Genomic DNA, 24525 nt, shown 5'->3' on the forward strand with positions numbered 1-24525 from the left:
CAGCCGTCGTTAGCGCCCAGTTTCAGTCCGCTGTTCGGAACCCACAGGCGCGGCCGACGACCAGCAGCGGGACCTAGCTATGAAAGCACTCGTCGTTGTCTCCCACCCCTCTCCGGATAGCTTCAACCACGCCCTGGCGGACGCTGTGCGAAGGACATGGACTTCCTTTGGATGTGACGTGACTTTCCATGATCTCTATCTGGAGCAGTTCCAGCCCCTTCTAACGGCCGAAGAGGCGCGAGGGGTTCCCTCGTTTGATCCCCTTGTACAAGCACATATCGCCCAGCTGCGCGAAAGCGACCTTCTAGCAGTCGTGCACCCCAATTGCTGGGGCGCACCACCCGCGATGATGAAGGGCTGGATTGATCGCGTCTTTGCGCCAGAAGCGGCTTACACCTTTGCCAAAGGTGCTGACCAAGGAGACGAGTCGATCGGGCTGCTGAAAATGCGCGCTGCACTTGTGCTTAACACCGGCAACACCGTTCTGGAACGAGAGCAGAACCATTTTGGCGACCCACTTGACCGGATCTGGCGCCGCTGCATCTTGGACTTTTGCGGCGTCCAAGAGGTCAGCCGTGCCCTGTTCGGCGTCGTGGCGACCAGTTCTCCCGATCAAAGGGCCGCATGGTTGCAACAAGCCGAAGCGATGGCGAGCGACGTCCATCGGGTGGCCGCACAAACGGAACGTCCGAGCCCAGCATAGTGATATTGCAGATGACCACCGCCGAGATCGCAACCTCGGCAGGTAAAAGTCCAGCAAACTCAGATTGTTAGCACCATCAATGAGATGGAATGGCGCGCCCGAAGAGATTCGAACTCCTGACCCCCAGATTCGTAGTCTGGTGCTCTATCCAGCTGAGCTACGGGCGCGCATACCGCTAAAACGCGGCGGGCATTCGGTGTTGAGCGGCTCGCTCTTCCGAAGCGAGGCAACCCATATAGCGGTGTTCCGCGCATTGCAAGCGTGTGACAAAAGCTTTTTGCGTTTGCACTCAAAGGCTGTGAATATCTTTCGGCAACGTCAGCACAAAGCGCGTGCCCGGCTCGTCCATATCCACATGTTGCAGCGTGCCGCCATTGGCCTCGGTCAATTCGCGGGCAATGGCGAGCCCAAGACCCGTACCGCCGGCTCGGGCAGACCCTTCAAAAGCAACGAAAAGATTCTCCCGCGCACGCGGCGGCAAGCCTGGGCCATTGTCGCTCACGCTGACGGTCGCAACGGCGTCCTCCGCATCTGCGACCACATCGATGCGATATTCGCCTGGCTTCTGGCTTGCCTCCAGCGCTTCGCGGGCATTCTTGAGCAGATTGACAAAAACGCGCGTCATTTGCCCCGCATCGACAAAGACGACGAGATCATCGGGTACCGCGCTCGAAAAGGTGATCGTCGGATGGCCCGCGATATGGGCTTCAAAAGCGGCATCCTCGACGAGTGACTTGAGGCTGACCGGCGTGGGCTGCGGTACGCTGGCGGCCTCGCGCCCATAGTCGAGCACGGATTGGGCAAAGCCGATGGCCCGGTCGAGCGTCGTCACGAGGCGTGGCGCCAGGCGCTGCACTTTTGGGTCATCGAGCGTCGCCACCTGGTCGGAGAGCAATTGCGCCGAGGTCAGCGTGTTTCTCAGGTCATGATTGATTTTGGCGACCGCAAGCCCGAGATCGGCCAGATGCCGCTGCTGGCGCAGCATGGCGAACAGCTCGCTTTCCATGGCCGAAAGCTCGCGCTCAAGCGTTCCGATCTCGTCGGCGCGCTGCGTCGGCGCTAGAATCAGCGTGGCGTTCTCAGGCGCCTTGCGGAATTTGAGGATATTGGTGGTGAGCCTTTGCACCGGCAGGATGAAGAGCCGGCTCACCAGCATATAGAGGGCAAAAGCCGTAACCGCGGCAATGCCAAGCGAAGCCAGGACGATATTTCGAGAGTAGTTGATCATGTCGCGGCGTAGCGGCTGCTCGGACATGAGGATTTCAACAAGGCTCTCGTCGAGGTCGCCCTCACCCACGATGCGCAGGGTTCGCCCCGGCCCCGCAAAGAGCGTATCAAGCGCGCCGATGATCAGGCTCGGCAAGTCACGCTGGCGCATGTCGGCGGTAACGACACTTTCCGGCGTCACCGGCTCGGCAAGCTCGATGAGCTGGCTTTGGCCCGCGCGACGATAGACGATCGCGTAGGCGCCGGCGGAGGTCAGCAGGCGGTCTGTCAGGCTGCGCGGCAAGGCCATGACGTCAGGCACGGCATCGAGCACCCGCGCCGCCACGATGCCGACACGCAGCCGGTCATCGAGCCAGGAGGCGCGAAAGGTGGCTAGCGACGGCAGATAGACGATGACTTCGACGAGCAGAATCACCGCGATGATGGCGGCGATCAGCTTGTTCGAAAGACCGGAAAACCGGCCCGGTGTGACATTGGATTCGTCTGTCATCGCGACTCGATCATAGGAGATGACAGGCCCGGGCGTCAGCCCCTCGGCCTAAAGCCCCAGCCAACGCCGCAGCGTCCGACCGCCCTGCCCTTTAGTCGATACGTTTCGGGCGGCGAGATAGTTCTCTCCAAGACGCGAAAAAACCTCGAAAAGACTGGGACGCGGCAGCGGTAGATCGGCCAGGTCGGCAAGCCCGATCTTGCGGCTCATGGCCAGAGCCAGAGTTCCGGCCAATTCAGCCGCAAAGGGATCGACCACGCAGGCGCGCTGGATCTGGCCCTTGCCGTCGAGCGTCAGCTTGACGAGACCGCGGTCATTGCCCATGGCCGCCGCGCGATCGTTTTCCGTCATGTTTTCCCGCAGGATCGTGTCTCCGGCGCGAGCCTTGTCGGCCCGCGGCGTGAGCAGCCCGATCTGGGCGATGCCAGGTTCGGTTTCGACCAGGCGCGGAACAGGGAAATCCGCATTGGCCCGACGCCGGCCCAGCAGGGCGTCGACTACGGCGCGCCCATGCGCACGCGCTGCACTCCAGCCTTCCTGGCCAGCAACAATGCCGACGGGCCGAATGGTCCGGGACGAATTGGCGCCCGGTCTCAACCGCGCCTTGGCGATATCGAGTTCGTCGAGGTCAATCTTCCGGCCCGCCGATACCAGCACATGGGAGGCATCGAGCATTTCGCGAACGCCGCCTTCGGCCTCGATCTCGATGCCGATCCCCTGCGAGCGCTTGTTGATCGCTACGACGCGCGCGCCCGTCCGAACCGATATGCCTTCATCGACAAATGCCGCCAGCAGTAACGAAACCGCTTCGGGATCGAAGTCGGACAAAAACGGCCCATGCGGCACAAGCGTCACTGCCGCGCCAAACCGGCGCTGTAGTTGAGCCTGCTCGACCGCGGCGACGTCCGAACCGATTACGACGAGGTGCGTGAGCTTGCGCTGGTTTTCGAGGATCGAATCCAGCGTGAAGACGTCAATATCGCCAAGCCCCGGAATATCGGGAATGGCAGGCGCTCCGCCGATCGCGATAACGATCTTGCCCGGCTTGATGGTGATATCACCCACAAGCACCGATCGCCCATCGACGAAACTGACCGAGCCCCGCATCACCGTGACGCCCTGCGCGGTAAGAATCTCGGGCGAGGTCGCCCGGATGCGATTCTCGACCAGCCGCGTCGCGCGCTCGGCCACCTGCTTGGCAGAAAGCTTGAATTCGGAAGCACCCACGCCCAATTCCGGCGCGCGCCGCATGTCCTGAGCCCGCTTGGCGCTTTGCACGAGCGAAGCCATGCGCAGCGCCTGCTGCGCAGCATCGCCCTGCTCCGGCCGGTCCCTATCGGCAAGAACAACGCTGGCGCCAAGACGCCGCGCATAGAGGGCCAGATCGACACCGAGCGTCCCGGCACCGATTATGCAAAGGTCAGGAGATGTGGACACGAGCCAGATTCCGCGGCGGGCTAAACAATGGCCCACTTATGCGGTCATATAAGGAGCCTGACAACAGGCTGGAAAGCACAAGGTTTGGGCCCATCGCGCGTTGACTTGGCCTATGCTTTTCCCTATAGACGCCACGAACAAAGCTGGCGCGCCCTGCCCGTCGGCCGGACAAGTTTATGCGCATATGCGCCAGATATAGAGGAACCGTGCTTAAGCGCGGTTGAAAGTCATGAAGCGTACTTATCAGCCCAGCAAGCTCGTGCGTGCTCGTCGTCACGGTTTCCGCGCCCGTATGGCCACCAAGGACGGTCGTGCGATTCTGAACCGTCGTCGTCGCGACGGCCGCAAGAAGCTCTCGGCCTAAGGCTGTTGGCCGGATGACGGCCGACGCGCAAAAGGTCGCGACATTGCGCCGTCTCCGGCGGCGCTCGCAGTTTTTGAGGGCAGCCCGGGGCAATCGCGCCGGGCGCTCTGCGTTTGGGCTGCAGGTCATTGCAGCCGAAGACGAATTGCCCGGCGTGGGCTTCACCGTCACCAAGAAGGTGGGCAATTCGCCGGAGCGCAATCGCATGAAGCGCCGTTTACGAGCGGCTGCGGCAGCGTGTGCCGATGACTTTCGGCCCGGCCATGACTATGTGCTGTTGGCAAGGCGCGAGGCCCTGAGCTCGCCCTTTGCCAAAATGATCAAAGACCTCAACGGTCTCATCGCCAAAGTCCATGACACAAATGTGCGTGACACAAAGGCGGATGATAATCGGACAGGGACCGGGCGTGGCCCACGGAACGCGACACCATGAATTCTGATAATCGCAATGTGATTCTTGCCGTCGTGCTGAGCATGCTCGTGCTGTTCGGCTGGCAGTTCTTCGTTGCCGGACCGCAGATGGAACGCCAGCAGCGGCAAAATGAAATTGCCGCTCAGCAGCAGGCTGAACAGGCCGCTCTCGCTGTGCCTGCGACCAGCGCCGATGGTACGCAGGTGGCCGCGACCGACCAGCCGCTTTCCTCGCAGACCTTTGCCGACCGCCAGAGTGCCATCGCCGCCTCCACGCGCGTCGCGATCGACACCGAGGACCTTTCAGGCTCGATCAACCTGACCGGTGCCCGCATCGACGATCTGCGCCTTGAAAAATATCGCGAAACCGTCGACCCCGATTCTCCGATCATCACGCTCCTGAGCCCCTCGGGCGCGCCGGGCGGATACTATATCGAGCACGGCTGGGCTCCGGCCGCCGGCGCCACGGTCACCCTGCCCGACGCCAACACCGTATGGACCCTGGAAGGCGACGCCACCACGCTGACCGCAGCCACCCCGGTGACGCTGCGCTACGACAATGGTCAGGGCCTGATTTTCCGCCGCACTATTGCGGTCGATGATCGCTACCTCTTCACCATCACCCAGTCGGTTGAGAATGCCGGCACGGGCGATGTTGCGCTCTTCCCCTATGCCCGCGTCGTGCGCCAGGGCACGCCCGCCGTGCAGAACTTCTTCATCCAGCATGAAGGCCCTATCGGCGTTCTCGGCACCTATAACTACGTCGCGCGCAAATACCACGACCTCCAGAACGAGCGTCAGGTCGACTTCTCCTCGACCACCGGCTGGCTTGGCATTGCCGACAAATATTGGGCGACCGCCGTGCTGCCCAAGCCCGATGCCGCCATCAATGCGCGCTTTGCCTATTCGAGCCAAGGCACCCTGCCCATCTACCAGTCCAACTATGTCGAGACCCAGCCGGTTGTCGTTCCGGCCGGAGGCACGGCGACGAGCGAAAGCTATGTTTTTGCCGGCGCCAAGGAAGATGCCGTCATCTCCGCCTACCAGACCGAGCATGGTTTTGACCGTCTCGAACTGCTGATCGACTGGGGCTGGTTCCACTTCCTCACCAAGCCGATGCACTGGCTGCTGGTGACGCTCTATGGCCTTCTGGGCAATTTCGGTCTCGCCATCCTTGCGGTGACCGTGATCGTCAAGGCGCTCTTCTTCCCGCTCGCCAACCGCTCCTATGCGTCCATGGCCGCCATGCGCCGCGTGCAGCCGGAAATGAAGGCGATCCAGGAACGTCTCAAGGACGATCGTCCGGCCCAGCAGCAGGCCATGATGGAGCTGTACAAGAAGGAAAAGATCAATCCGCTCTCGGGTTGCTGGCCGATCCTTATTCAGATCCCGGTCTTCTTCGCGCTCTATACTGTTATCTTCATCTCCATCGAGATGCGCCACGCGCCGTTCTTTGGCTGGATTCAGGATCTTGCCGCGCCCGATCCGACCAACATCTTCACCCTGTTCGGCCTGATCCCGTGGACCCCGACTGCCCTGCCCTTCATCGGCTCGTTCCTGCATCTCGGCATCTGGCCGGTGATCATGGGCATCACCATGTGGGTGCAGATGAAGCTCAACCCGCCGCCGCCGGATCCGACCCAGGCGATGATCTTCAACTGGATGCCGATCATCTTCACCTTCATGCTCGGCGCCTTCCCGGCCGGCCTCGTGATCTACTGGGCCTGGAACAATACGCTGTCGGTGACCCAGCAGTGGTTCATCATGAAGCGCCACGGCGCCGAGGTGAACCTGTTCGGCAATATTCTGGACAGCTTCCGCAAGAAGCCCAAGCCGGCAGAAAATTCAAAGAGCTGACGACATTCCCGCACCATTCGGGGCCCGCTGGAAAACCCAGCGGGCCTTGTCTTTGAGGCCGAGGACCACATGACAGAAATCAATTATCCCACCGACCTCATCGAACGCGGCCGCCTGATGTTTGCGCGCCCGATTCTGTTCACCAAGGGTTGCGTCAGCCTGGCCGACCTGCCGCCCATGGATCGCGTTGAAATCGCCTTTGCCGGCCGCTCCAACGTCGGCAAGTCGAGCCTGATCAACGCGCTCTGCGGCACGTCCAATCTGGCGCGCACCTCCAACACGCCGGGCCGTACGCAGGAACTCAACATTTTTGAGAGCCAGAGCGAAAACCTGCGCATCGTCGACATGCCCGGCTATGGCTATGCCAAGGCGCCGGAGCCGAAGGTGAAAGCCTGGACCAAGCTGGTCCATCAGTACCTGGTGGGCCGCGCTACCCTGCGCCGCGTCTATGTCCTCATCGACAGCCGCCACGGCCCCAAGGACAATGACATCAGCGTCATGAACGAGCTAGACCACGCAGCCGTGAGCTATCAGGTCGTGCTGACCAAGGCCGACAAGCCAAATTCGGAGGATGTCGAAAAGGCATTGGCGGCCACCCGCTGGGCCATTGCCAAGCGCCCCGCCTCCCACCCGCATGTCCTCCTCACCTCCAGCGAGAAGGGCACGGGCATCAAGGACCTGCGGACCGAAATCGCCATGCTGCTCGCCAGCAGCGGGGTATAGGGTAAGAAAAAGGCGCACCGTTTCGGATGCGCCTTTTTGTTTCTGTTCGTTCCGGTCAGGCCGCGTAACGCGCCTGCACTCGGGCGGCGCCCAATTCGAACACCGCAACAATCTCATCGAGCTCAGCGGCCTGGTTTTCCGTCTGCTCGATGGCGGCATTGGTTTCTTCCACCAGCGCCGCATTGTGCTGGGTGATCTCGTCCATCTGCCGTACGGCGGTGCTGACTTCCCCAATGGCGATAGCCTGCGAACGGCTGGCCTCAGCGATCTCGCCGATCAGTTTCGCACTCTCGCGCACTGAGAGATTAAGCGTCGAAATTTGCCCCGCGATCTGCATGACGACCTGCGTGCCGGCATGCACTTCGCCAGCCGAGATCTCGATGAGCTGCTTGATCTCGGCCGAGGCTTCGGCGGCCGACTGGGCGAGACGCCGCACTTCAACCGCGACCACGGCAAAGCCCTTGCCGGCCTCCCCGGCCCGCGCTGCTTCCACCGAAGCGTTGAGGGCAAGCAGGTTCGTCTGGAAGGCGATGTCGTCGATCATGCCGATGATATTGGAAATCTTCGACGAGGACGTGGAAATCTGTTCCATGGCCTTGTTGGCCGCCTCCATCGCCGAGCCGCTCTCGACGGCAATACGCGAGGCATTGCCCACCGAACGGTCGGCTTCCTGGGCGCGATGAGCATTCTCGGTGACGGTGCTGGAAAGGCTCGAAACCGTCGAGGTCGTCTGCTGCACCATGGCCGCCTGGCGGCTGGTGCGTTCGGCGAGATCGTTGGAGCCGGCGAGGATTTCGCCGGTGGCGGTCTTGAGGCGATGCGAGGTTTCCTGCAGGCGCCCCATCACATCAGTCAGCCGATCGGCCACTGCGTTGGTATTGTCCTGCAACTCGGCAAAGGCACCCTGGAATTTGCCGGTCACACGCTGGCTGAGATCGGCCTTGGCCAAGGCTGAAAGCACGTGCCCGGTACCCGTCAGCCCCTTGTCGACGGCGTCGAGCAGCGCGTTGACCTCGGCAGCGAGGCTCTTGAGTTCTTCCTGAGAATAGTCAGCCGCGACGCGGCGGCTCAGTTCACCAGCCATGACGGCGTGGATCGTGTCCTTGAGGTCGTCGGTCAGCCGATCCGATGCACGGCGGCGCTGGCCGCTCTCGGCATTACGCTGCTTGTCGGCGTTTTCAAGCGCCGCCTGTTCGATCAGCGCGCCACGGAAGCTGGTGAAGGCGTCGAACATGACGGTGAGTTCGTCCTGCACCTTCTGGACCGGAATATCGACCTCGGTATTACCCTTGGCCAATTCGCCGGTGATCGTAACCAGTTGGTCGAGGCGCGCCGAAACCACCTTGCGGAAGAAGAGGAATACGGTGAGGCAACCTGACGCCGCGCCCACGCCGGCGAAGATCAGCGTGATGATGGCAAAGCTCTGGGCACCCGCCAACCGCGTGAGCCCTTCCTGCATATCTTCAAAGACCGACTTTTCGAGCGCCGTCGCTTCGACGATAACGCTGTCATAAGCAGCGTCGAACGCGGCGTCGGCAGCAGACCCTGCGCCCTCGTCGCCCTTGCCGAGATTGGCATAGCGCTGTTCGGCGGCCGTTCTGAAATCAACGAGCGATTGCAAGACCTTGGGACCGGCCGCCTGGACGGCGGGATCTTCCGAAGCGAAGTAAACGGCGCCGGCAATATCGTCGCCCTGTTCGATCGCTGCGAGATAGGCTTCGGCCGTGTCGAGATAGGCCCAGACATTGGCGACGTCTTCGCCGGCATCACCCATCATGATTTCTTCGAAATAGAGATGGGCAGACGTCGCGTTGAGCTTGATCTCCATGGCCGCCTTGACGTGCGGCGAGAGGAGCGCGCCGACCTCGTTGCCGCGATCCCCGAGGGATTTGGCGGCGAGCAGCGCGAGGCCGCCGAGTGCCGCGACGACGACACCGAAACCGAGAAAGACGATGACAAGTTTTTTGGTGATCGAGAACCGGCTGAAGCGGAACATTGGATGAGACCTGGGGCAGGATTTATTGCCCCCAGCCTCACCGATCTTGGTTAATGCCGCCTTGATTCCCGCAGCTTACACAGCGTTTCCGCGAAAGAACTTGCCGATATAGTCGGCCGTTCGAGCACTGTCCGAGCTTTGCGCAAAAGATGCGACGCCCTGCTCGACAACCTCGTCGGGCGCGCGGCCACGGCGCAGTTCGACCAAAGCCAGGGCATAGTCGTCGAGGAATTCAGGGTGCGGCTGAAAACTTAAAGCCTTGCCGGACTTGTAGAAAAGGCCGGCATTGGGCGTAAAGTCGGATGCCAGGATCACCTCGGCTTCGGCCGGCGGCACGATCACCTGGTCCTGGTGCGAACAGGCGATGGCCAAGGTTTCCGGGGCGCCGGCCATGAAATCGGGGCGGCTCGCGACGCGATAGGAGTGGCGGCCGAGACCCCAGCCTTTCTCGGACTTTCGGACATCTCCGCCCAGCGCATCGGCCATGATCTGGTGGCCGAAGCAGATGCCAAGCATGGGCGTTTTGGCCGAATAGGCACGGCGGATGAATTCGCGCAGCGGCGGCAGCCAGTCGTGATCCTCATAGACACCGGCCGGCGAACCGGTGATGACAATGCCCTCTATGCGTGAGGGATCGGGTAGCAGACTGTTGTCATATGCCGTCACCACCTCGTAGCTAAAGCCATTTTCGGTGCTGTCGAACATGCGTTCGAACATGGAGTGGTAAGGACCGAAATTATTGCGAAGCGGTTCGGGGACATCCCCGGTCTGGATGATGGTGAGGCGCATCTGGATTTTTGGTGTTTTGGAGCTTGGCCACACCTAGCGAGGTTCGGGGCTGGAGATCAACACCGTATCACCTCAACCCAGCCATGCCGCCCCTTCAGGCGGTCGGCTCAAAACGCAGCGCCAGGCCATTGATGCAGTACCGAAGCCCGGTCGGGGCCGGTCCGTCGTTGAAGACATGCCCCTGATGGCCACCGCAATTGCTGCAATGAACCTCGGTGCGAACCATGCCCAGAGTGTTGTCCTCAGTCGAGCCGATGGCGCCGGGAACGAAATCCCAGAAGCTGGGCCAGCCGGTGCCGCTGTCGAACTTCTTTTCGGATTCGAACAGGATCTGGTCGCAGCCGGCGCAATGGAATTTGCCGGGCCGATGCTCGTCATTGAGCGGCGAGGTGAAGGGGCGTTCGGTGGCTTCGTGACGAAGGACGTCATAGGCCGCCGGATCGAGCTTTGCCTTCCACTCTTCGTCGGTGAGCTTGAACGGGAAGTCACCCTCGGCAGCACGCGGCTGGCCTGCCGAGCGCCAGAGCGAGAAGACCGAGAGCGCGGCCACGGCCGTACCGCCCAAGAGAACTGCGCGTCGGGTAAGCTGCATTTTCATTGTCTCCCTGCCCCCAGCATAGACCAATCCGGAGTGAATTTTCCTCAAGAAAGCGAGAGGCCCCGCCGGGGGAAGCGGAGCCTCATGACCTCATTCGGCGGGATGCCGAAGAAGGTTACATCTTCGGGGTGAGCACCGCGTCGATGACGTGGATGACGCCATTGGACTGGATCACGTCGGCAATGGTGACATTGGCCACGGTGCCGTTTTCATCGGTGATCGTCACCTTGCCGTCAGCAGCCTTGAGGGTCAGCTTGCAGCCACCGACGGTGTCGGCGATATGCTCGCCACCATCGGCTTCGACCATGCCGACGATGTCGGTCGACAGCGCCTTGGCCGCGATGACATGACAGGTCAGGATCTTGGTCAGCATGTCCTTGTTTTCCGGCTTCAGCAGATTTTCGACGGTGCCGGCGGGCAGAGCGGCGAAAGCCTCATTGGTCGGGGCGAGAACGGTGAAGGGGCCCGGGCCCGAAAGCGTTTCGACAAGGCCGGCAGCCTGGACGGCAGCAACCAGCGTCGTGTGATCAGCCGAATTGACGGCGTTTTCGACGATGTTCTTGTCGGCGAACATGGCAGCGCCGCCGACCATCGGATTGTCCTGGGCAAAGACGGAGCCGCTGAGAGCGCCAAAGGACAGAATTGCCGCGACGGATACGGCGCGCAGGGAAATGGTCATTTGGGAGTTCCTTCCTGTTTTATTTCTTGCCCGATCACTTGCGGGTCACAGGGAGGTACGGACGGGTAGCCGGGGGAGTTTCAGGATTTTGGGCGGTATATTTTTCGCGGATTCTGAAACTGTTTGGGGGGAAGTTTCGTATGCGCGGGCGGTAACGCTCTCAACCACCGAACAACATCCTCGGGCTTGCCCCGAGGACACTTCGCGATGCACGGCAAAAGTAGAGGGCCCTCAGGTCAAGCCCGAGGGTGACGACCTGTGCGGTGACGGCAGGCGCTTCGTAGAGGCCGAGAGCAGACCTATATCTTCGTGACCGCGCCCTGCGCCACGACGGGGCCGGTTGGTACGCCCGCGGGTGCACCACCCTTGGGTTCGAGGGTGATGGCCAGGACCGAGCCCTCGCCCCAGCCGGCGCGCACCGCGTCCGAGAGTTCCACCGTACTGCGCGCATTGATCGGCACGACGCCCATGGAAATGGGAGAGCCGCCTCCCTGGATGGCCCAGAGCTCATAGTCATTGTTCGGTAGCGCCTCGCCCGAAAGAGCGGTCAGGCGAACCGCACCCGAGCCATCGTAAAGCGCGAGGAACTGCACATCGCTGCCTTCGGCCCGTAGTGCTGCCACCAGCTGATCGGCGAGCGCCGATGAGTCGGGCCGCGGCTGCAGAACCGAGAAGCCGACTGCGACGGCGGCAACAGCGAGAGCCCCAGCCGCCACCGAGCGCCAGAGAGCAAGACTATCCCACCAGGAGGTGCGCTTTTCTTCGCCGAACAACCGAGTTTCGATTCTTGGCAGGATGTAAGCAGGCGGCGCCACCGGTTCGAACTGTTCATCGAGCCCGGCAAAGTGGCTGGCCCAGAAATCATGTTCGCGCTGCAGTTGCGGATCATCGGCAATGCGCCGGCCAACCGCCTCGTGCGCAGAGGCATCGAGCAGGCCGAGGACATATTCCGCAACTGTCGCGCGGCCGTCATCCCCCTCGTGTTTGTCTTGCTCGCTCATGACGTCAGGCACTCTTTCAACTTCATCAGGCTCCGCCGCAGCCAGGTCCGCATGGTATTGAGCGGGACGGCATGGCGCTGGGCCAATTCTTCGTAGCTGAAACCGTCGAGATAGGCCCCGCGCACCGCCTCGGCACGATCAGGCTCCAGCGTGCCGAGACAATTCGCGATCCGTGCGCTGTCTTCGGCGGCTTCGACCTGTCGCTCGGGACTGGGACCCAGATCGGCAATATCGAGGGCTGCATCGATGTCTTCGCTGATGGGCCTTCTAACCCGCACCCTGTCGAGTGCATGATTGCGGGCCACCGCAACAAGCCAACTGATCGGGCTGTACTGACCGGCCACATAGCGGTCGGCTTTCTGCCAGATCTTGATGTAGATTTCCTGGATCGCTTCCTCGGTTTCGGCTCTGTCCCTCAAGATACGGAGGGCCACTCCGAAAAGTTTCGCGCTGGTCCTTGTGTAGAGCTGCCGAAAGGCGCCGCGGTCACGCAGGGCGCAACGGGCGATCAGGTCCGCAATTTCGGCTGTGTCCGCTTGCATTGACATGGGTCTAGTACCCCCTCTTGCCGACATATTCCCCTATGTCCGCCATTCCTGCTACGCAAATCGGGGAGAAACGGATCAACGGCCATGATTTTGTCGCCGCAGGTCATTTATAGACGGCGCAAAATGGACTAGACCCTTTGCCCGTCCGCAGGTCTTCTTGAGGAAACCACACCGCCCATGTCTGACCAAGAAACGACGACCGACCGCTTCAGCCACGATGCCGGCATCCTCGCCCAGGCCCTGCCCTATATGCAGCGCTATGAAGGCAAGACCGTCGTCGTGAAATACGGTGGCCACGCCATGGGCGATCTCAAGCTCGGCCAGGCCTTTGCCCGCGACATCGCGCTTTTGAAGCAGTCCAAGGTCAACCCCATCGTCGTGCATGGCGGCGGGCCGCAGATTGCCTCGATGCTGAAGAACCTCGGCATCGAATCCAAGTTCGAAGGCGGCCTTCGCGTCACCGATGCGCGGACCATGGAAGTGGTCGAGATGGTTCTGGCCGGCTCGATCAACAAGGAAATCGTCGCGCTGATCAATGCCGAAGGCGAATGGGCCATCGGCCTCTGCGGCAAGGACGGCAACATGGTTTTCGCCCGCAAGGCGGAAAAGAAGGTCAAGGATCCCGGCTCCAATATCGAGCGCGTGCTCGATCTCGGCTTTGTCGGCGAGCCCGTTGAAGTCGACCGCACCCTGCTCGACCTCCTTGCCCGCTCGGAAATGATTCCGGTCATCGCCCCGGTCGCTCCGGGTCGCGACGGCAATACCTACAATATCAACGCCGATACCTTTGCCGGCGCCATTGCCGGTTCGCTCGGCGCCAAGCGCCTCCTGTTCCTGACCGACGTGCCGGGCGTGCTCGACAAGAACGGCAAGCTCATTCCCGAACTCAGCGTATCCGACGCCAAGGCACTGATCGCCGATGGCACGATTTCGGGCGGGATGATCCCCAAGGTCGAGACCTGCCTCGAAGCTCTCGACAGCGGTGTCGAAGGCGTCGTGATCCTCAACGGCAAGATGCCGCATGTGGTGCTGGTCGAGCTCTTCACCGAATTCGGTGCCGGCACGCTGATCGTTCGCTGATCGGCAGCGCCCTACTCTGTCTGAAGGCCGGAACCCGTTCATAGCGAACGGTGTTTCGGCCTTTTGTGTTTTGGCTGTGAGGCGTTTTGGGCTCTGAGTTTTTTATCTTTCTGGTCGTGGGTTTTCTGGCTCAGATCGTCGATGGTGCCCTTGGCATGGCCTATGGCGTCGTCAGCTCCACCATGCTGCTCTCCTTCGGCGTACCACCGGCCGCCGCATCGGCCAGCGTTCATGCCGCCGAGATGTTCACCACCGCAGCCTCGGCGACGAGCCATGTGCGCAACCACAATGTGAACTGGCGCCTGTTCTGGCGGCTGGCGCCAGCGGGGATCGTAGGCGGGGTGCTCGGCACCTATGTGCTGACGGCCATAGACGGCTCCATGCTCCGCCCCTTCGTCACGCTCTATCTTGGGCTATTGGGGGTCTACATTCTCTACCGCGCCTTGCGGGCGCGCGGGCCCTATCACGAACCCAAGACCCAGGTCGTGCTGCCGCTCGGCGTTGCCGGCGGCTTCGTCGATTCCGTTGGTGGCGGCGGCTGGGGTCCCATCGTGACCTCGAGCCTGATCGGCTCGGGCGGCGCACCGCGCTATGTGGTGGGCACGGTCAATACGGTGGAATTCTTTGTCACGACCGCCGTTTCCATCGCCTTCATCACCGCGCTGCTGACGGGGCACTGGGCCGACGCCGAGGGGATCGACCAGCACCTATGGTCGGTTGCGGGGCTGGTGGCCGGCGGCATCCTCGCCGCGCCCTTGGCAGGCTTCGTGGTTCGCATATTGCCGGCCAAGCGGCTGATGCTGCTGGTGGGCACGCTGGTCATTGCGCTTGCCGGCTACCAGACCTGGGAATTGCTCTTCAAGGCGGCATGAAAAAGGGCCGCGCAATGCGCGGCCCCTTCGATTTTAGGCTTCCACCAGCACCGGCTGAGGCGCCCCGCCCGGCTTCTGGCCACTCGAAGGCCGGAAGGCGAAGGCGAGGAAGAAGACGAGGCCAAAGCTAATCACCTGATACCAGAGCGCCAGCGAGGCCGCGCTGCCAAAGGCAGCAGCCGCGGTGCTGCCGCTGGCAAAGGCGCCACCAAGATGGGTGAAGAAGATTTCACCGATCAGCGCCACACCAAGCGCACCACCGACCTGCTGGAAGGCCTGCAGAGCACCCGAGCCGGCACCGGCATCGCGCGGCGGCACATTGCGCAGCACGAGCTGGAACAGCGAGGAGAAGCCGGTGCCAAGGCCAATGCCGGCGATCAGCAGGGGCACGAAGAAGCTCCAGCTGCTGATGGTGTCGCCAGCAGCGCCGATGATGAAATGCAGCGAACCGATACCACCGGCCAGCATGAGACCGGCAACGCCGAGCCGAGCCCGCAGATAGTTCGAGCCGAAGCGGCCGGCGATCAGCGAGGCGATCAGCACGCCCACCGAGAAGGGCGTATTGGTGAGGCCCGACTCCAGCGGCGTCATGCCAAAGCCGCTCTGCAGCAGCAGCGAGATGATCATGAACATGCCCGGAATGCCTGAGGCATAGATGGTCACCACCAGGGCGCCGAACATGAAGTCGCGGTTCTTGAGGAGATCGTAGTTGAGGAGCTGCGGCAGGCCCGCATCGGCGCGCCGCTTGGTCCAGAGCGTGAAGAGAGCAATCAGCACCAGACCCACCGCGATGAGCCCAAAGGCCCAGAGCGGCCAGCCATAGGCGCGGCCTTCGACGATGGGGAAGACCACGGCGATGATGCCAAGGCCGAAGAGGCCAATGCCGATGAAATCGTTCTTGAGGTCCGGATGGCCCGGCAGGCGCGGAATGAGGAACCAGCCGGCGACCACGGCGGCAATGCCGATGGGCACGTTGACGAGGAAGATCGGTTCCCAATCGAGGCCGAAGATGTGGGCTTCGATGAGAAGGCCACCGAGGATCGGGCCGCAGACCGAAGCGAGGCCCGCGGTGAGGCCGAACAGCGAAAAGGCCTGGCCGCGCTCATGCGGCGGGAAGGTGACGGTGGCGATGGCGAGGACCTGCGGGGTCATCATGGCGCCGGCGAGACCCTGGATGATGCGAGCCCCGATCAGCATTTCGATTGATGTCGACATACCGCAGAGCGCCGAGGCGGCCGTGAAGGCAGCAACGCCCCAGAGGAAGAGGCGGGTGCGCCCCAAGATGTCGCCGAGGCGGCCGAAGGGCAGGAGCCCGAGCGCAAAGGCGAGCACATAGGCGGCGACGACCCATTCGATCTGGTTGTCGGTAGCGCCGAGGTTTTCGCGCATTGAGGGGAGAGCGACGTTGACGATGGTGACGTCGATCAGATTCATGAAATTGGCGATCAGCAGCACGAAGAGGCCAATCCAGCGGCGCGGATCGGGTGGTGCATCTGCCGCATGGGCGTGAGGAGAGGACATGAGGTCTAGCCTTGATTGGAAACGGGGAGAAGGAAGGCGCGCTCGAGCTCGGCAATGACGGGTTCAAGCGAGGCGCGGCGATGGGGACGCCAGCAATCGGACAGGGCGGCGGTGACGATGATGGCCGCGGCGGCGGGGTCGATGTTGGGACGGAATGAGCCGTCGTCGATGCCGGTGCGGAAGATCTTGGTGAACTGCCCGGTCCAGAACGCCTGCATAGGCAGGATGATCTCAGCGATGGTCGGATCGCGACGGGAGAGATCGACGAGTTCGCTGAGAACGCCGATCAGCTCGGGCATTTCGGCGACGATTTCGCGGAACTCGTTGAACTCCTGGCGGAGCTGGGCGCCGGCATCGAGCCCTTCCTTGGGGTGGCGCAGGGCCTGGGCCTTGAAATCGTCGCGGAGGGACGCCGCGACCAGCGCCACCAGCGCCTCCTTGCTCGGCACGTGATAGTGGAGCGTCGCGATATTGATGCCGACGCGCTCGGCGATGTCGCGCGTGCGCAGCCCCTCAAGACCCTTCTCGATGATGAGGGCGCGGGCAGCGCGGGCAATGGCGATGCGTCGTTCATCGCCGCTTTCGCGCTTGGGGATATGGGCCGGTTCGGGACACATGGGAGGTTCGGATTCTGGATTGGACGGCGCTTCACTACACCCGGCCAAATCATCAATCAATCATTTGATTGAGAAAATGTGCCATGCCCGAAACGCATGCAGCATTGCTATGACCGGACGTTGACATTTGCTGTCAGCAGGCGTCCTTCAGCCCCATATTCTGGAAGGCCGTGCCATGACCGACTATGTGCGAAAAATCCTGACTTCAGCGGTTTACGAGGTTGCCGAGCAGACCGCGCTCGATCCGATGCGCCTGCTCTCGACCAGGCTCGGCCAGGAGATTTTGCTCAAGCGCGAGGACCTGCAGCCGGTCTTTTCGTTCAAGATCCGCGGCGCGCATAACCGCATGAGCCAACTGACGACAGAGGAGCGCGCTCGGGGCGTGATCTGTGCGTCGGCCGGCAATCATGCACAGGGCGTGGCGCTGTCGGCGACGCGGCTTGGCGTGCGCGCGATCATCGTCATGCCGACGACGACGCCGGGGATCAAGATCGACGCCGTGCGCCGGCTGGGTGGCGAGGTTGTGCTGTTCGGCGATGGATTTGACGCGGCGCGGGCCCATGCCTCGGGACTGGCCGAGCGGCATGGCTATGTCTTCGTGCATCCGTTTGACGATCCCGATGTGATTGCCGGCCAGGGCACGATCGGCATGGAATTGCTGCGCCAGCATCCGGGCGAAATCGGCGCTATCTACGTGCCCATCGGCGGGGGCGGACTGGCGGCGGGCATTGCCGCCTTCGTCAAATTCCTGCGGCCCGAGATCAAGGTGATCGGTGTCGAGCCGGAAGAAGCAGCCAGCATGAAGGCGGCGATTGCGGCGGGCAAGCCAGTTGTGCTCAACGAGGTGGGTCTCTTTGCCGACGGCGTTGCGGTGCGGCAGGTGGGCGACGAGACGTTCCGGCTCTGCCGGGATCTGCTCGATGACATCATCACCGTGAGCAATGACGAAATCTGCGCTGCCATCAAGGACATCTTTGACGACATGCGCGCTATTGCCGAGCCGGCGGGCGCTTTGGCACTTGCGGGTCTACGCCGCCATATCGAAATGGGCGCTACGCCCAAGGGGGCGCTGATCGCCATCAATTCGGGTGCCAATGTCAATTTCGACCGGCTGCGCTACGTCTCCGAACGCGCCGAGATTGGCGAGCGGGGCGAGGCCCTGCTTGCGGTGACCATTCCCGAAGTGCCGGGCAGCTATCGCGCCTTCATGCGCCTCCTCGGCCGTCGCGCCATCACCGAGTTCAACTATCGCTATGCCCATGCCAGCGCCGCGCACATCTTTGTCGGCGTAAAGCTGTCGCAGGGGGACAAGGAAAAGCGCGAGATCATCGATCTTCTCACCGCCGACGGGCTTGGCGTCACCGACATGACCGACAATGAGGTGGCAAAGCTCCACGTACGCTACATGGTGGGTGGGCGCGTGGCGGGGCTCAGCGATGAAATGCTGTTCCGCTTCCAGTTCCCCGAGCGGCCCGGCGCGCTCCTGACCTTCCTTGAAGGGCTCAATGACGCCTGGAACATTTCCCTCTTCCACTACCGCAATCATGGCGCCGATTATGGCAGGGTGCTGGTGGGGGTTCAGGTACCCGTCGACACGCGCGAGGACTTTTATGCCCATATCGACGCGATCGGCTTTCCCTATTGGAACGAAACAGAAAATCCGGCCTACCGGCAATTTCTTGAAACAAATTGAACCGATTTCCGTAAGACGAGTTCGACATGCAGGCGAAATAAAGCGTCACTATAAGCGTTGACGCAATTCCGCCGCACATCGACTGCAATTCACTGCCCAAGGGGCAATCAAACCGGGGGACAGCGCGGGGGTTGGACAGTTACCACCGCGCCCTTCACAACATCGAGGAAGACGCAGACCATGATGAAAATCAACAAGATCCAGGGCCTGATGCTGGCATCTGGCATGGCCACGCTTGCGCTGATGCAGCCGGCCATGGCGCTCGACGCACAGACGTTCGTCGATCGTATCGCTGCGGTCTACAAGATTGGCGGCTATGACATCCAGTTCGGCGCTGCGACGCTCGATGGCGATACCATCACCGTCGATGGTGCGACCGTTGGTGTGACCGGGGTCGAGGAACCCTGGACCATCGACACGACCCTGACCTTTACCGGCGTTGTCGAAGGCGACGATGGCAGCTTCACCGCCGATGCCCTGACCATTCCCGATATCGACACCGAATTCGCCCAGGACCCGGTCGGTCGCGTGTCGCTGGTCGATATCTCGGCCACCGACCTCTACCTGCCGCCCGAAGACAAGGTGAATGTCACCGCCCTGCTCGAATCCGTCGGCAGCCTGACCACTGGCCCGCTGTCGGTGACCCGCGATGGCACCGAGGTGATTTCCTACGAGTCCATCGAGGCCGTGAACGAATTCTCCTATGACGATGCCAATGCGCTGACCGACATTGCCTCGACCTTCTCCGTCAATGGCATCTGGGCCGATCTCTCGACCGTTTCCGAAGAAGATGCGGAAGCCGGTGCGGTGATCGCGGCTCTTGGCCTGACCGAGATCAACGGCAATATCAGCCAGTCCATGACCTGGGGCATGACCGATGGCCACCTGGTGATCGACGACTTCCTCTTCGACTTCGCCGATATCGGCGCCATCAACTTCAAGGCCGACATTTCCGGCCTGACCCCGGCCGTGCTCGAAAAGATCTACGCCATGGACGCCGCCTCGACCGACGCAACGCCGGAAGAAGCCCAGGCCCAGCAGATGATGGTTGGCATGGAACTGCTCCAGGCGCTGACCCTCACCGGTTCGAGCCTGCGCTATGACGATGCCGGCCTTGCACCGAAACTGCTCGAAATGTTCGCCGCCCAGTCTGGTGCCGATCGCGCCACCTTCGTCGAAGGCCTCAAGGCCATGGTGCCCCAGCTCGTCGGCCAGGCCGGCATTCCGGCCCTGACCGATCTGGTCGTCCCCGCCGCCAATGCCTTCCTCGACGATCCCAAGAGCCTCGAAGTCGCTGTGCGTCCGGCAACGCCGACCACGCTCCTCGTGCTCAGCGCCGCTGCCGCCAATCCGGCCGGCCTGATCTCGGCTCTTGGCCTGGCCGTGACGGCCAATCAGCCGGCTGCCGAATAACACGCTTTTGCGAGCCTCCCCCGGGAGGCTCGCATCCCACATGAAGTTTCAATCACTCTGTGGCACACTGCAGCAATGACCTCCGCTGCCCCAAAAGACCTCAACCACATCACCGACTGGGTTTTTGACCTCGACAACACGCTCTATCCGCGCGAGTGCAATCTCTTCGCGCAGATCGATGTGCGCATCACCCACTATGTGATGGATGTCACCCAGCTCGATTTCGAAGCGGCCCGCACGCTGCAGAAGAGCTATTATCGCGATTTCGGCACCACGCTGAACGGGCTGATGAATCGCCACGCGATCGACCCCGACCACTTTCTCAATACCGTGCATGCCATCGACTATACGCCTGTCGATCCGCATCCAGTGTTGATCGACACCATTCGCGCCCTGCCCGGCCGGAAGTTCATTCTGACCAATGGCGATGTTGGCCACGCAAGATCGGTGCTCGGCCGGCTCGGCGACGCCGATCTGTTTGAAGACGTCTATGACATCCGCGCCATGACCTATGTGCCAAAGCCGCATCGCGAGGCCTATGACGGTTTTCTCAACCGCCACGGCATCGATCCGCAAAAGGCGGTGATGTTCGACGATCTCGAAAAGAACCTCGTCGTGCCGCACGAGATCGGCATGTCGACGGTGCAGGTCGTGGCCGGAGAGGGTTTTGCCCATGACCAGGTGGAGGCCTGGGAATTGGGGCAATCGACGGGGCCGCATGTGCACCATGTGACGGGTGATCTCGCGGGATTTTTGCGCGGCTTGCGGTGATTCCACCGGCCGCATGTTCACTCACCGATGTCACCCCGGCGAAGGCCGGGGTGACAATCGAGTGTAAGATTCCATCCCGCCAGACTTTCGGAAACCACCATGAAAACCCTCCTCGACGACGTCGCCGGCTTCCATCGGGCTTGTGATCTTCCCGTTCTCCCAAAACCCCAATTCGTGCCGGAGCGTGCAGCCCTCCGCGCGGCGCTATTGGCCGAAGAGTGCCAGGAGACTGTGGAAGCCCTCGAAAGGGGCGACATGGAGAAGATCGCCGATGGCCTTGCCGACGTGATCTATGTTGCCGTGGGCACCGCACTCGAATTCGGCATTCCGCTTGAGCGCGTCTGGGCCGAAGTGCATCGCTCGAACATGGCCAAGGTCGATCCGGCGACCGGCAAGGTGGTCAAGCGCGCCGATGGCAAGGTGCTGAAGCCCGAAGGCTGGGCGCCGCCCGATGTGGCACGGGCAATCGCCGGCGAAGACTGAGCGGTCAGAGCCAAAACATTACCAAGTCTTATATTTGCGGCGCGCTTCGGCAGCGTTATGCTTAGCGCATGACCGACCTTCCAGGGCGGCGGCCCCCGCCCATTTCCGAACAAGCCCCCAGTCTCAAGCAACGGCTCGACAATCTCCGTCACCTTGGCCGGCTGATTGCGCAGATATGGCGCACCAGCCGCCCCATGACCGCAGCAAGTATCGGCCTGCGGCTCATTGCGGCGCTGCAGCCCATTGCCGTGCTCTATGCGGCAAAGCTGATTGTCGACGAAGTGGTGCATCTCACCTCCGTTGCCGCGCCCGGCCCCAGCCCCATGGACTGGTGGAATGCCGGGCTGCTGACGCCCGTGCTTTTCTATCTGCTGCTGGAAATGGCGCTGGTTCTGGCCAATGACGCGATCGGCCGGGCGACAGGCCTTGTCGATTCCATTCTTTCCGAACTTCATTCCAACCAGGTCAGCACCGAACTGATGGCGCATGCCGCCCGGCTCGACCTGATGCATTTTGAATCGGCGGAGTATCAGGACCGGCTGGAGCGCGCCCGGCGCCAGGCAGCGGGGCGCAATGCGCTCCTCAGCCAGCTTTTTGGGCAGGCGCAGGATATCATCACTGTCCTGACGCTGGCTGCGGGTCTCTTCGTCTTTGCGCCCTGGCTGATCCTGCTGCTGCCGCTGAGTTTCATCCCCTCGATCTGGGGCGAAACGCGCTTCAACACCATGGCCTATATGGTGAGCCGCTGGCGCACGCCGGAACGGCGGGAGCTGGAATATCTGCGCTATATCGGGGCCAGCGCCGAGACCGCCAAGGAGATCAAACTCTTTGGCCTTGGTGGCTTCCTCATCGAACGGTTCAAGATGCTCGCGCACGGCATTTTTCTCGAAAATCGCCGCATTTCCATCCTGCGCGCCGGCTGGGGCACTGTATTCGCCACCATATCCACCCTCGCCTATTATGCCGCTTATGCCTTCATCGTCTGGCGCACCATTATCGGGGACTTTTCCATCGGCGATCTCGCCTTTCTCTCGGGCTCGTTCCTGCGGCTCAATGGATTGTTTCAAAAAATCCTGCTCGGCTTTACCCAGATTGCCGGGCAATCCATGTTCCTCGACGATCTCTTTTCCTTCTTCGAGATCGAGCCGACCGTGCTGCCGCCGGCCCATCCAAAGGCCTTTCCGGTGCCGATCCGCGAGGGCATTCGGTTCGAGAATGTTGGTTTCCGCTATCCTGAAACCGAGAACTGGGTGATCCGAAACCTTTCCTTCACGCTACGTGCTGGCGAAACGCTGGCGCTGGTGGGCGAGAATGGGGCGGGCAAGACGACGATCGTCAAGCTGCTGGCCCGGCTTTATGACCCCAGCGAAGGCCGCATCAGCGTCGATGGCGTGGACTTGAAGGACATGGCGCCGGCTGAAATCCACGCGCATCTGGGCGTCATTTTTCAGGATTTCATCCGCTACAGTTTTACGGCGCGCGACAATATCGGAGTCGGTCGGGTCGAGGAGAAGAGCAATCAGTTCCGCATCGACCAGGCGGCCGAACAGAGTCTGGCCGATGCGGTGATCGCCAAATTGCCCAAGGGTTACGATCAGCAACTTGGGCGGCTGTTCAAGCAGGGGCGGGATCTCTCTGGCGGCGAATGGCAGAAGGTCGCCATTGCCCGCTCCTATATGCGGGACGCCGAACTAATCATTCTCGACGAACCCACGGCGGCGCTCGACGCCAAGGCGGAGGCCGAGGTTTTTGCGCGCTTCAAGGGGCTCGCGAGCGGCAAGACCGCCGTGATCATCTCGCACCGCTTTTCGACCGTGCGCATGGCCGACCGCATTCTGGTGCTGGAGCACGGCGCCATTCTCGAAGCTGGCACACATGAGGAGTTGCTGGCCAAGGGCGGGCGCTATGCGGAGCTCTTTGAGCTACAGGCGGCCGGCTATCGCTGAACTTTGACATAGTCCAGCAGGCCCTCGGCGGCGGCCCGGCCAGTGGCGAGCGACGCGGTGAGCAGATAGCCGCCCGTGGGTGCTTCCCAATCGAGCATCTCGCCCGCGGCGAAGACGCCGGGCAAAGCGTTGAGCATGAAGTGTTCGTCGAGGCCGGAGAAGGCGACGCCGCCGGCCGAGGAAATGACTTCGGCAATGGGCCGGGGACGTTGCGGCCGGATCGGCACGGATTTGATCGCGGCAGCCAGTGCATCGGGATCGAGGGTGTTCGCCTGAGGCAGACATTCTCGCAGGAGCGCGGCCTTGACCGGATCGAGCCCCGCGCCTTTGCGCAGGCGATTGGAAAAGCTCAGCTTCGTAGGCTGCCGGGCAAGATCTTTCGCGAGGCGCTCGCGTGAGCGGCCAGGCATCAGGTCCACATCCAGCACCGCGGGCTCTCCGGCGAGAAGCGCATCGCGCAAAGCAGCGGAATGGGCGTAGACGAGGCTGCCTTCAATGCCCCAGCGGTTGACCACGAACTCGCCGGGAATTGTGCCGGCGGGGCTGGTGGCGGTGACGGACTTGAGAGGTGAGCCGGCAAAGCGTTCGATGAAGCCGGCGCTCCACTCGACCTCAAAACCGCAATTGGCGGGCTGGAATGGTTCGACCGCCACGCCCTTCTCCACCAGCCATGGTACCCAGGCTGCGTCGGAGCCGAGCTTGGGCCAGCTAGCGCCGCCGAGGGCGAGGAGGACAGCGTCAAAGGCGAGGAGCTTTTCGCCGCCGGGTGTTTCGAAGCGCAGTTTTTTCCCGTCGAACCCAGCCCAGCGATGGCGGGTATGGATGGCAACACCCTTCTCATTCAGCCGGCCAAGCCAGGCCCGGAGCAAAGGCGAAGCCTTCATGGTCTTGGGAAAGACGCGGTTGGAGGAACCGACAAAGGTTTCGATGCCAAGGCTGGAGCACCAGTTCCTCAGATCTTCGCTCGTAAAAGCATCAAGCGCCTTTTGGAGACGCGGAAGCGCCGCGCCGTAGCGCGTGAGGAGGCTCGCGTGATCCTCGGCGTGAGTGATGTTGAGGCCGGATTTGCCGGCCATCAGCAGCTTTCGCCCCACGGTCGGCATGGCTTCGAAGAGCGTAACGGAGAGGCCGGCATCGGCCAGCACTTCCGCTGCCATCAGGCCGGCGGGTCCGCCGCCAATGATCGCCACCTGGCTCACGCTTTGTCCTTCCAGATAAGAAGGGCGATCCTTAGCCAGTTTCGTCGGGCCGGCGCAAGGTGAGCGCATGGGGGAAAGCCGCAGCCCGCCGCTGGTACCGCCCCGAG

At 62.0% G+C, this 24525-nt stretch carries 23 protein-coding genes and 1 tRNA gene; 12 read left to right on the top strand and 12 right to left on the bottom strand.

Features of this window, described 5'->3' with window-relative positions; translation table 11 throughout:
• Positions 1 to 79 precede the first annotated feature (79 nt).
• Positions 80 to 703 (top strand): NAD(P)H-dependent oxidoreductase, encoded by a 624-nt coding sequence (locus NVV77_RS18110; protein ID WP_295415348.1) that lies wholly within the window; start codon positions 80 to 82, stop codon positions 701 to 703.
• A gap of 90 nt (positions 704 to 793) precedes the next feature.
• On the opposite strand, the gene NVV77_RS18115 is transcribed toward NVV77_RS18110, so the two are convergent.
• The 3 genes from NVV77_RS18115 to NVV77_RS18125 all read right to left on the bottom strand — a co-directional run bounded on the left by NVV77_RS18115 (position 794) and on the right by NVV77_RS18125 (position 3857).
• A tRNA-Arg gene (locus NVV77_RS18115) sits at positions 794 to 870 on the bottom strand.
• Positions 871 to 992: 122 nt separating this feature from the next.
• Positions 993 to 2420 (bottom strand): HAMP domain-containing sensor histidine kinase, encoded by a 1428-nt coding sequence (locus NVV77_RS18120; RefSeq protein ID WP_295415349.1) that lies wholly within the window; start codon positions 2418 to 2420, stop codon positions 993 to 995.
• A 48-nt stretch (positions 2421 to 2468) separates the two neighbouring features.
• A complete protein-coding gene (locus NVV77_RS18125; RefSeq protein ID WP_295415350.1) occupies positions 2469 to 3857 on the bottom strand; it encodes an FAD-dependent oxidoreductase in 1389 nt (462 codons plus the stop codon).
• A gap of 229 nt (positions 3858 to 4086) precedes the next feature.
• Here NVV77_RS18125 and rpmH point away from each other — a divergent pair, with 229 nt between their 5' ends.
• The 4 genes from rpmH to yihA all read left to right on the top strand — a co-directional run bounded on the left by rpmH (position 4087) and on the right by yihA (position 7212).
• On the top strand, positions 4087 to 4221 hold the full coding sequence (gene rpmH / locus NVV77_RS18130; RefSeq protein WP_035077916.1) for a 50S ribosomal protein L34: 135 nt from the start codon (positions 4087 to 4089) through the stop codon (positions 4219 to 4221).
• 13 nt (positions 4222 to 4234) lie between these two features.
• Positions 4235 to 4654, top strand: a complete 420-nt coding sequence (rnpA, locus tag NVV77_RS18135) for a ribonuclease P protein component (RefSeq protein WP_295415351.1) — start codon at positions 4235 to 4237, stop codon at positions 4652 to 4654.
• Positions 4651 to 6489, top strand: coding sequence for a membrane protein insertase YidC (yidC, locus tag NVV77_RS18140; protein WP_295415352.1), 1839 nt, complete (start codon positions 4651 to 4653; stop codon positions 6487 to 6489). The genes rnpA and yidC overlap by 4 nt, the downstream gene beginning before the upstream one ends.
• 69 nt (positions 6490 to 6558) lie before the next feature.
• A complete protein-coding gene (yihA, locus tag NVV77_RS18145) occupies positions 6559 to 7212 on the top strand; it encodes a ribosome biogenesis GTP-binding protein YihA/YsxC (protein WP_295415353.1) in 654 nt (217 codons plus the stop codon).
• A 55-nt stretch (positions 7213 to 7267) separates the two neighbouring features.
• Here the strand turns inward: yihA and NVV77_RS18150 are convergent, their stop codons facing one another.
• From NVV77_RS18150 to NVV77_RS18175, 6 genes are all read right to left on the bottom strand, one after another.
• Positions 7268 to 9208: a methyl-accepting chemotaxis protein gene (locus NVV77_RS18150; protein ID WP_295415354.1), complete on the bottom strand. Its 1941-nt coding sequence runs from the start codon at positions 9206 to 9208 to the stop codon at positions 7268 to 7270.
• A 75-nt stretch (positions 9209 to 9283) separates the two neighbouring features.
• Positions 9284 to 9997, bottom strand: a complete 714-nt coding sequence (locus NVV77_RS18155; protein ID WP_295415355.1) for a type 1 glutamine amidotransferase — start codon at positions 9995 to 9997, stop codon at positions 9284 to 9286.
• A gap of 94 nt (positions 9998 to 10091) precedes the next feature.
• Positions 10092 to 10589, bottom strand: coding sequence for a peptide-methionine (R)-S-oxide reductase MsrB (gene msrB / locus NVV77_RS18160; RefSeq protein ID WP_295415356.1), 498 nt, complete (start codon positions 10587 to 10589; stop codon positions 10092 to 10094).
• 121 nt (positions 10590 to 10710) lie between these two features.
• A complete protein-coding gene (locus tag NVV77_RS18165; protein ID WP_295415357.1) occupies positions 10711 to 11274 on the bottom strand; it encodes a fasciclin domain-containing protein in 564 nt (187 codons plus the stop codon).
• 299 nt (positions 11275 to 11573) lie between these two features.
• A complete protein-coding gene (locus NVV77_RS18170; RefSeq protein WP_295415358.1) occupies positions 11574 to 12275 on the bottom strand; it encodes an anti-sigma factor in 702 nt (233 codons plus the stop codon).
• Positions 12272 to 12817: a sigma-70 family RNA polymerase sigma factor gene (locus NVV77_RS18175; RefSeq protein WP_295416207.1), complete on the bottom strand. Its 546-nt coding sequence runs from the start codon at positions 12815 to 12817 to the stop codon at positions 12272 to 12274. The genes NVV77_RS18170 and NVV77_RS18175 overlap by 4 nt, the downstream gene beginning before the upstream one ends.
• Positions 12818 to 13000: 183 nt before the next feature.
• Here NVV77_RS18175 and argB point away from each other — a divergent pair, with 183 nt between their 5' ends.
• Both argB and NVV77_RS18185 read left to right on the top strand, forming a co-directional pair.
• A complete protein-coding gene (gene argB / locus NVV77_RS18180; protein WP_295415359.1) occupies positions 13001 to 13903 on the top strand; it encodes an acetylglutamate kinase in 903 nt (300 codons plus the stop codon).
• An 86-nt stretch (positions 13904 to 13989) separates the two neighbouring features.
• Positions 13990 to 14775: a sulfite exporter TauE/SafE family protein gene (locus NVV77_RS18185; protein WP_295415360.1), complete on the top strand. Its 786-nt coding sequence runs from the start codon at positions 13990 to 13992 to the stop codon at positions 14773 to 14775.
• Positions 14776 to 14808: 33 nt separating this feature from the next.
• Here the strand turns inward: NVV77_RS18185 and NVV77_RS18190 are convergent, their stop codons facing one another.
• Together NVV77_RS18190 and NVV77_RS18195 are read right to left on the bottom strand one after the other, a co-directional pair.
• Positions 14809 to 16296, bottom strand: a complete 1488-nt coding sequence (locus NVV77_RS18190; protein ID WP_295415361.1) for a DHA2 family efflux MFS transporter permease subunit — start codon at positions 16294 to 16296, stop codon at positions 14809 to 14811.
• Between the two features lie 5 nt (positions 16297 to 16301).
• Positions 16302 to 16913 carry a TetR/AcrR family transcriptional regulator gene (locus NVV77_RS18195; protein ID WP_295415362.1) on the bottom strand — a complete coding sequence of 204 codons (612 nt, stop codon included), beginning with the start codon at positions 16911 to 16913 and terminating at the stop codon, positions 16302 to 16304.
• A gap of 175 nt (positions 16914 to 17088) precedes the next feature.
• On the opposite strand from NVV77_RS18195, the gene ilvA reads away from it, so the two are divergent.
• The 5 genes from ilvA (at position 17089) to NVV77_RS18220 (ending at position 23219) form a co-directional block, all read left to right on the top strand.
• Positions 17089 to 18606, top strand: coding sequence for a threonine ammonia-lyase, biosynthetic (gene ilvA, locus NVV77_RS18200; RefSeq protein WP_295415363.1), 1518 nt, complete (start codon positions 17089 to 17091; stop codon positions 18604 to 18606).
• Positions 18607 to 18786: 180 nt separating this feature from the next.
• Positions 18787 to 20019: a hypothetical protein gene (locus NVV77_RS18205; RefSeq protein ID WP_295415364.1), complete on the top strand. Its 1233-nt coding sequence runs from the start codon at positions 18787 to 18789 to the stop codon at positions 20017 to 20019.
• 75 nt (positions 20020 to 20094) lie between these two features.
• Positions 20095 to 20790: a pyrimidine 5'-nucleotidase gene (locus NVV77_RS18210; RefSeq protein WP_295415365.1), complete on the top strand. Its 696-nt coding sequence runs from the start codon at positions 20095 to 20097 to the stop codon at positions 20788 to 20790.
• 99 nt (positions 20791 to 20889) lie between these two features.
• Positions 20890 to 21273: a MazG nucleotide pyrophosphohydrolase domain-containing protein gene (locus NVV77_RS18215; protein WP_295415366.1), complete on the top strand. Its 384-nt coding sequence runs from the start codon at positions 20890 to 20892 to the stop codon at positions 21271 to 21273.
• 68 nt (positions 21274 to 21341) lie between these two features.
• A complete protein-coding gene (locus NVV77_RS18220; protein WP_295415367.1) occupies positions 21342 to 23219 on the top strand; it encodes an ABC transporter ATP-binding protein in 1878 nt (625 codons plus the stop codon).
• On the opposite strand, the gene NVV77_RS18225 is transcribed toward NVV77_RS18220, so the two are convergent.
• Positions 23210 to 24418 carry a TIGR03862 family flavoprotein gene (locus NVV77_RS18225; RefSeq protein ID WP_295415368.1) on the bottom strand — a complete coding sequence of 403 codons (1209 nt, stop codon included), beginning with the start codon at positions 24416 to 24418 and terminating at the stop codon, positions 23210 to 23212. The two genes, NVV77_RS18220 and NVV77_RS18225, sit on opposite strands and share 10 nt — an antisense overlap.
• Positions 24419 to 24525: the final 107 nt, after the last annotated feature.

The sequence above is a fragment of the Devosia sp. genome (assembly GCF_024707125.1).
Lineage (GTDB): Bacteria > Pseudomonadota > Alphaproteobacteria > Rhizobiales > Devosiaceae > Devosia.

Coding starts and splice junctions, on each gene's coding strand:
- NVV77_RS18205 (WP_295415364.1), top strand. CDS start 18,787: ATGATGAAAATCAACAAGATCCAGGGCCTGATGCTGGCATCTGGCATG.
- yihA (WP_295415353.1), top strand. CDS start 6,559: ATGACAGAAATCAATTATCCCACCGACCTCATCGAACGCGGCCGCCTG.
- NVV77_RS18210 (WP_295415365.1), top strand. CDS start 20,095: ATGACCTCCGCTGCCCCAAAAGACCTCAACCACATCACCGACTGGGTT.
- NVV77_RS18220 (WP_295415367.1), top strand. CDS start 21,342: ATGACCGACCTTCCAGGGCGGCGGCCCCCGCCCATTTCCGAACAAGCC.
- rnpA (WP_295415351.1), top strand. CDS start 4,235: ATGACGGCCGACGCGCAAAAGGTCGCGACATTGCGCCGTCTCCGGCGG.
- rpmH (WP_035077916.1), top strand. CDS start 4,087: ATGAAGCGTACTTATCAGCCCAGCAAGCTCGTGCGTGCTCGTCGTCAC.
- NVV77_RS18165 (WP_295415357.1), bottom strand. CDS start 11,274: ATGACCATTTCCCTGCGCGCCGTATCCGTCGCGGCAATTCTGTCCTTT.
- NVV77_RS18150 (WP_295415354.1), bottom strand. CDS start 9,208: ATGTTCCGCTTCAGCCGGTTCTCGATCACCAAAAAACTTGTCATCGTC.
- yidC (WP_295415352.1), top strand. CDS start 4,651: ATGAATTCTGATAATCGCAATGTGATTCTTGCCGTCGTGCTGAGCATG.
- NVV77_RS18190 (WP_295415361.1), bottom strand. CDS start 16,296: ATGTCCTCTCCTCACGCCCATGCGGCAGATGCACCACCCGATCCGCGC.
- NVV77_RS18175 (WP_295416207.1), bottom strand. CDS start 12,817: ATGCAAGCGGACACAGCCGAAATTGCGGACCTGATCGCCCGTTGCGCC.
- NVV77_RS18120 (WP_295415349.1), bottom strand. CDS start 2,420: ATGACAGACGAATCCAATGTCACACCGGGCCGGTTTTCCGGTCTTTCG.
- msrB (WP_295415356.1), bottom strand. CDS start 10,589: ATGCAGCTTACCCGACGCGCAGTTCTCTTGGGCGGTACGGCCGTGGCC.
- NVV77_RS18110 (WP_295415348.1), top strand. CDS start 80: ATGAAAGCACTCGTCGTTGTCTCCCACCCCTCTCCGGATAGCTTCAAC.
- NVV77_RS18170 (WP_295415358.1), bottom strand. CDS start 12,275: ATGAGCGAGCAAGACAAACACGAGGGGGATGACGGCCGCGCGACAGTT.
- NVV77_RS18215 (WP_295415366.1), top strand. CDS start 20,890: ATGAAAACCCTCCTCGACGACGTCGCCGGCTTCCATCGGGCTTGTGAT.
- NVV77_RS18195 (WP_295415362.1), bottom strand. CDS start 16,913: ATGTGTCCCGAACCGGCCCATATCCCCAAGCGCGAAAGCGGCGATGAA.
- NVV77_RS18155 (WP_295415355.1), bottom strand. CDS start 9,997: ATGCGCCTCACCATCATCCAGACCGGGGATGTCCCCGAACCGCTTCGC.
- argB (WP_295415359.1), top strand. CDS start 13,001: ATGTCTGACCAAGAAACGACGACCGACCGCTTCAGCCACGATGCCGGC.
- ilvA (WP_295415363.1), top strand. CDS start 17,089: ATGACCGACTATGTGCGAAAAATCCTGACTTCAGCGGTTTACGAGGTT.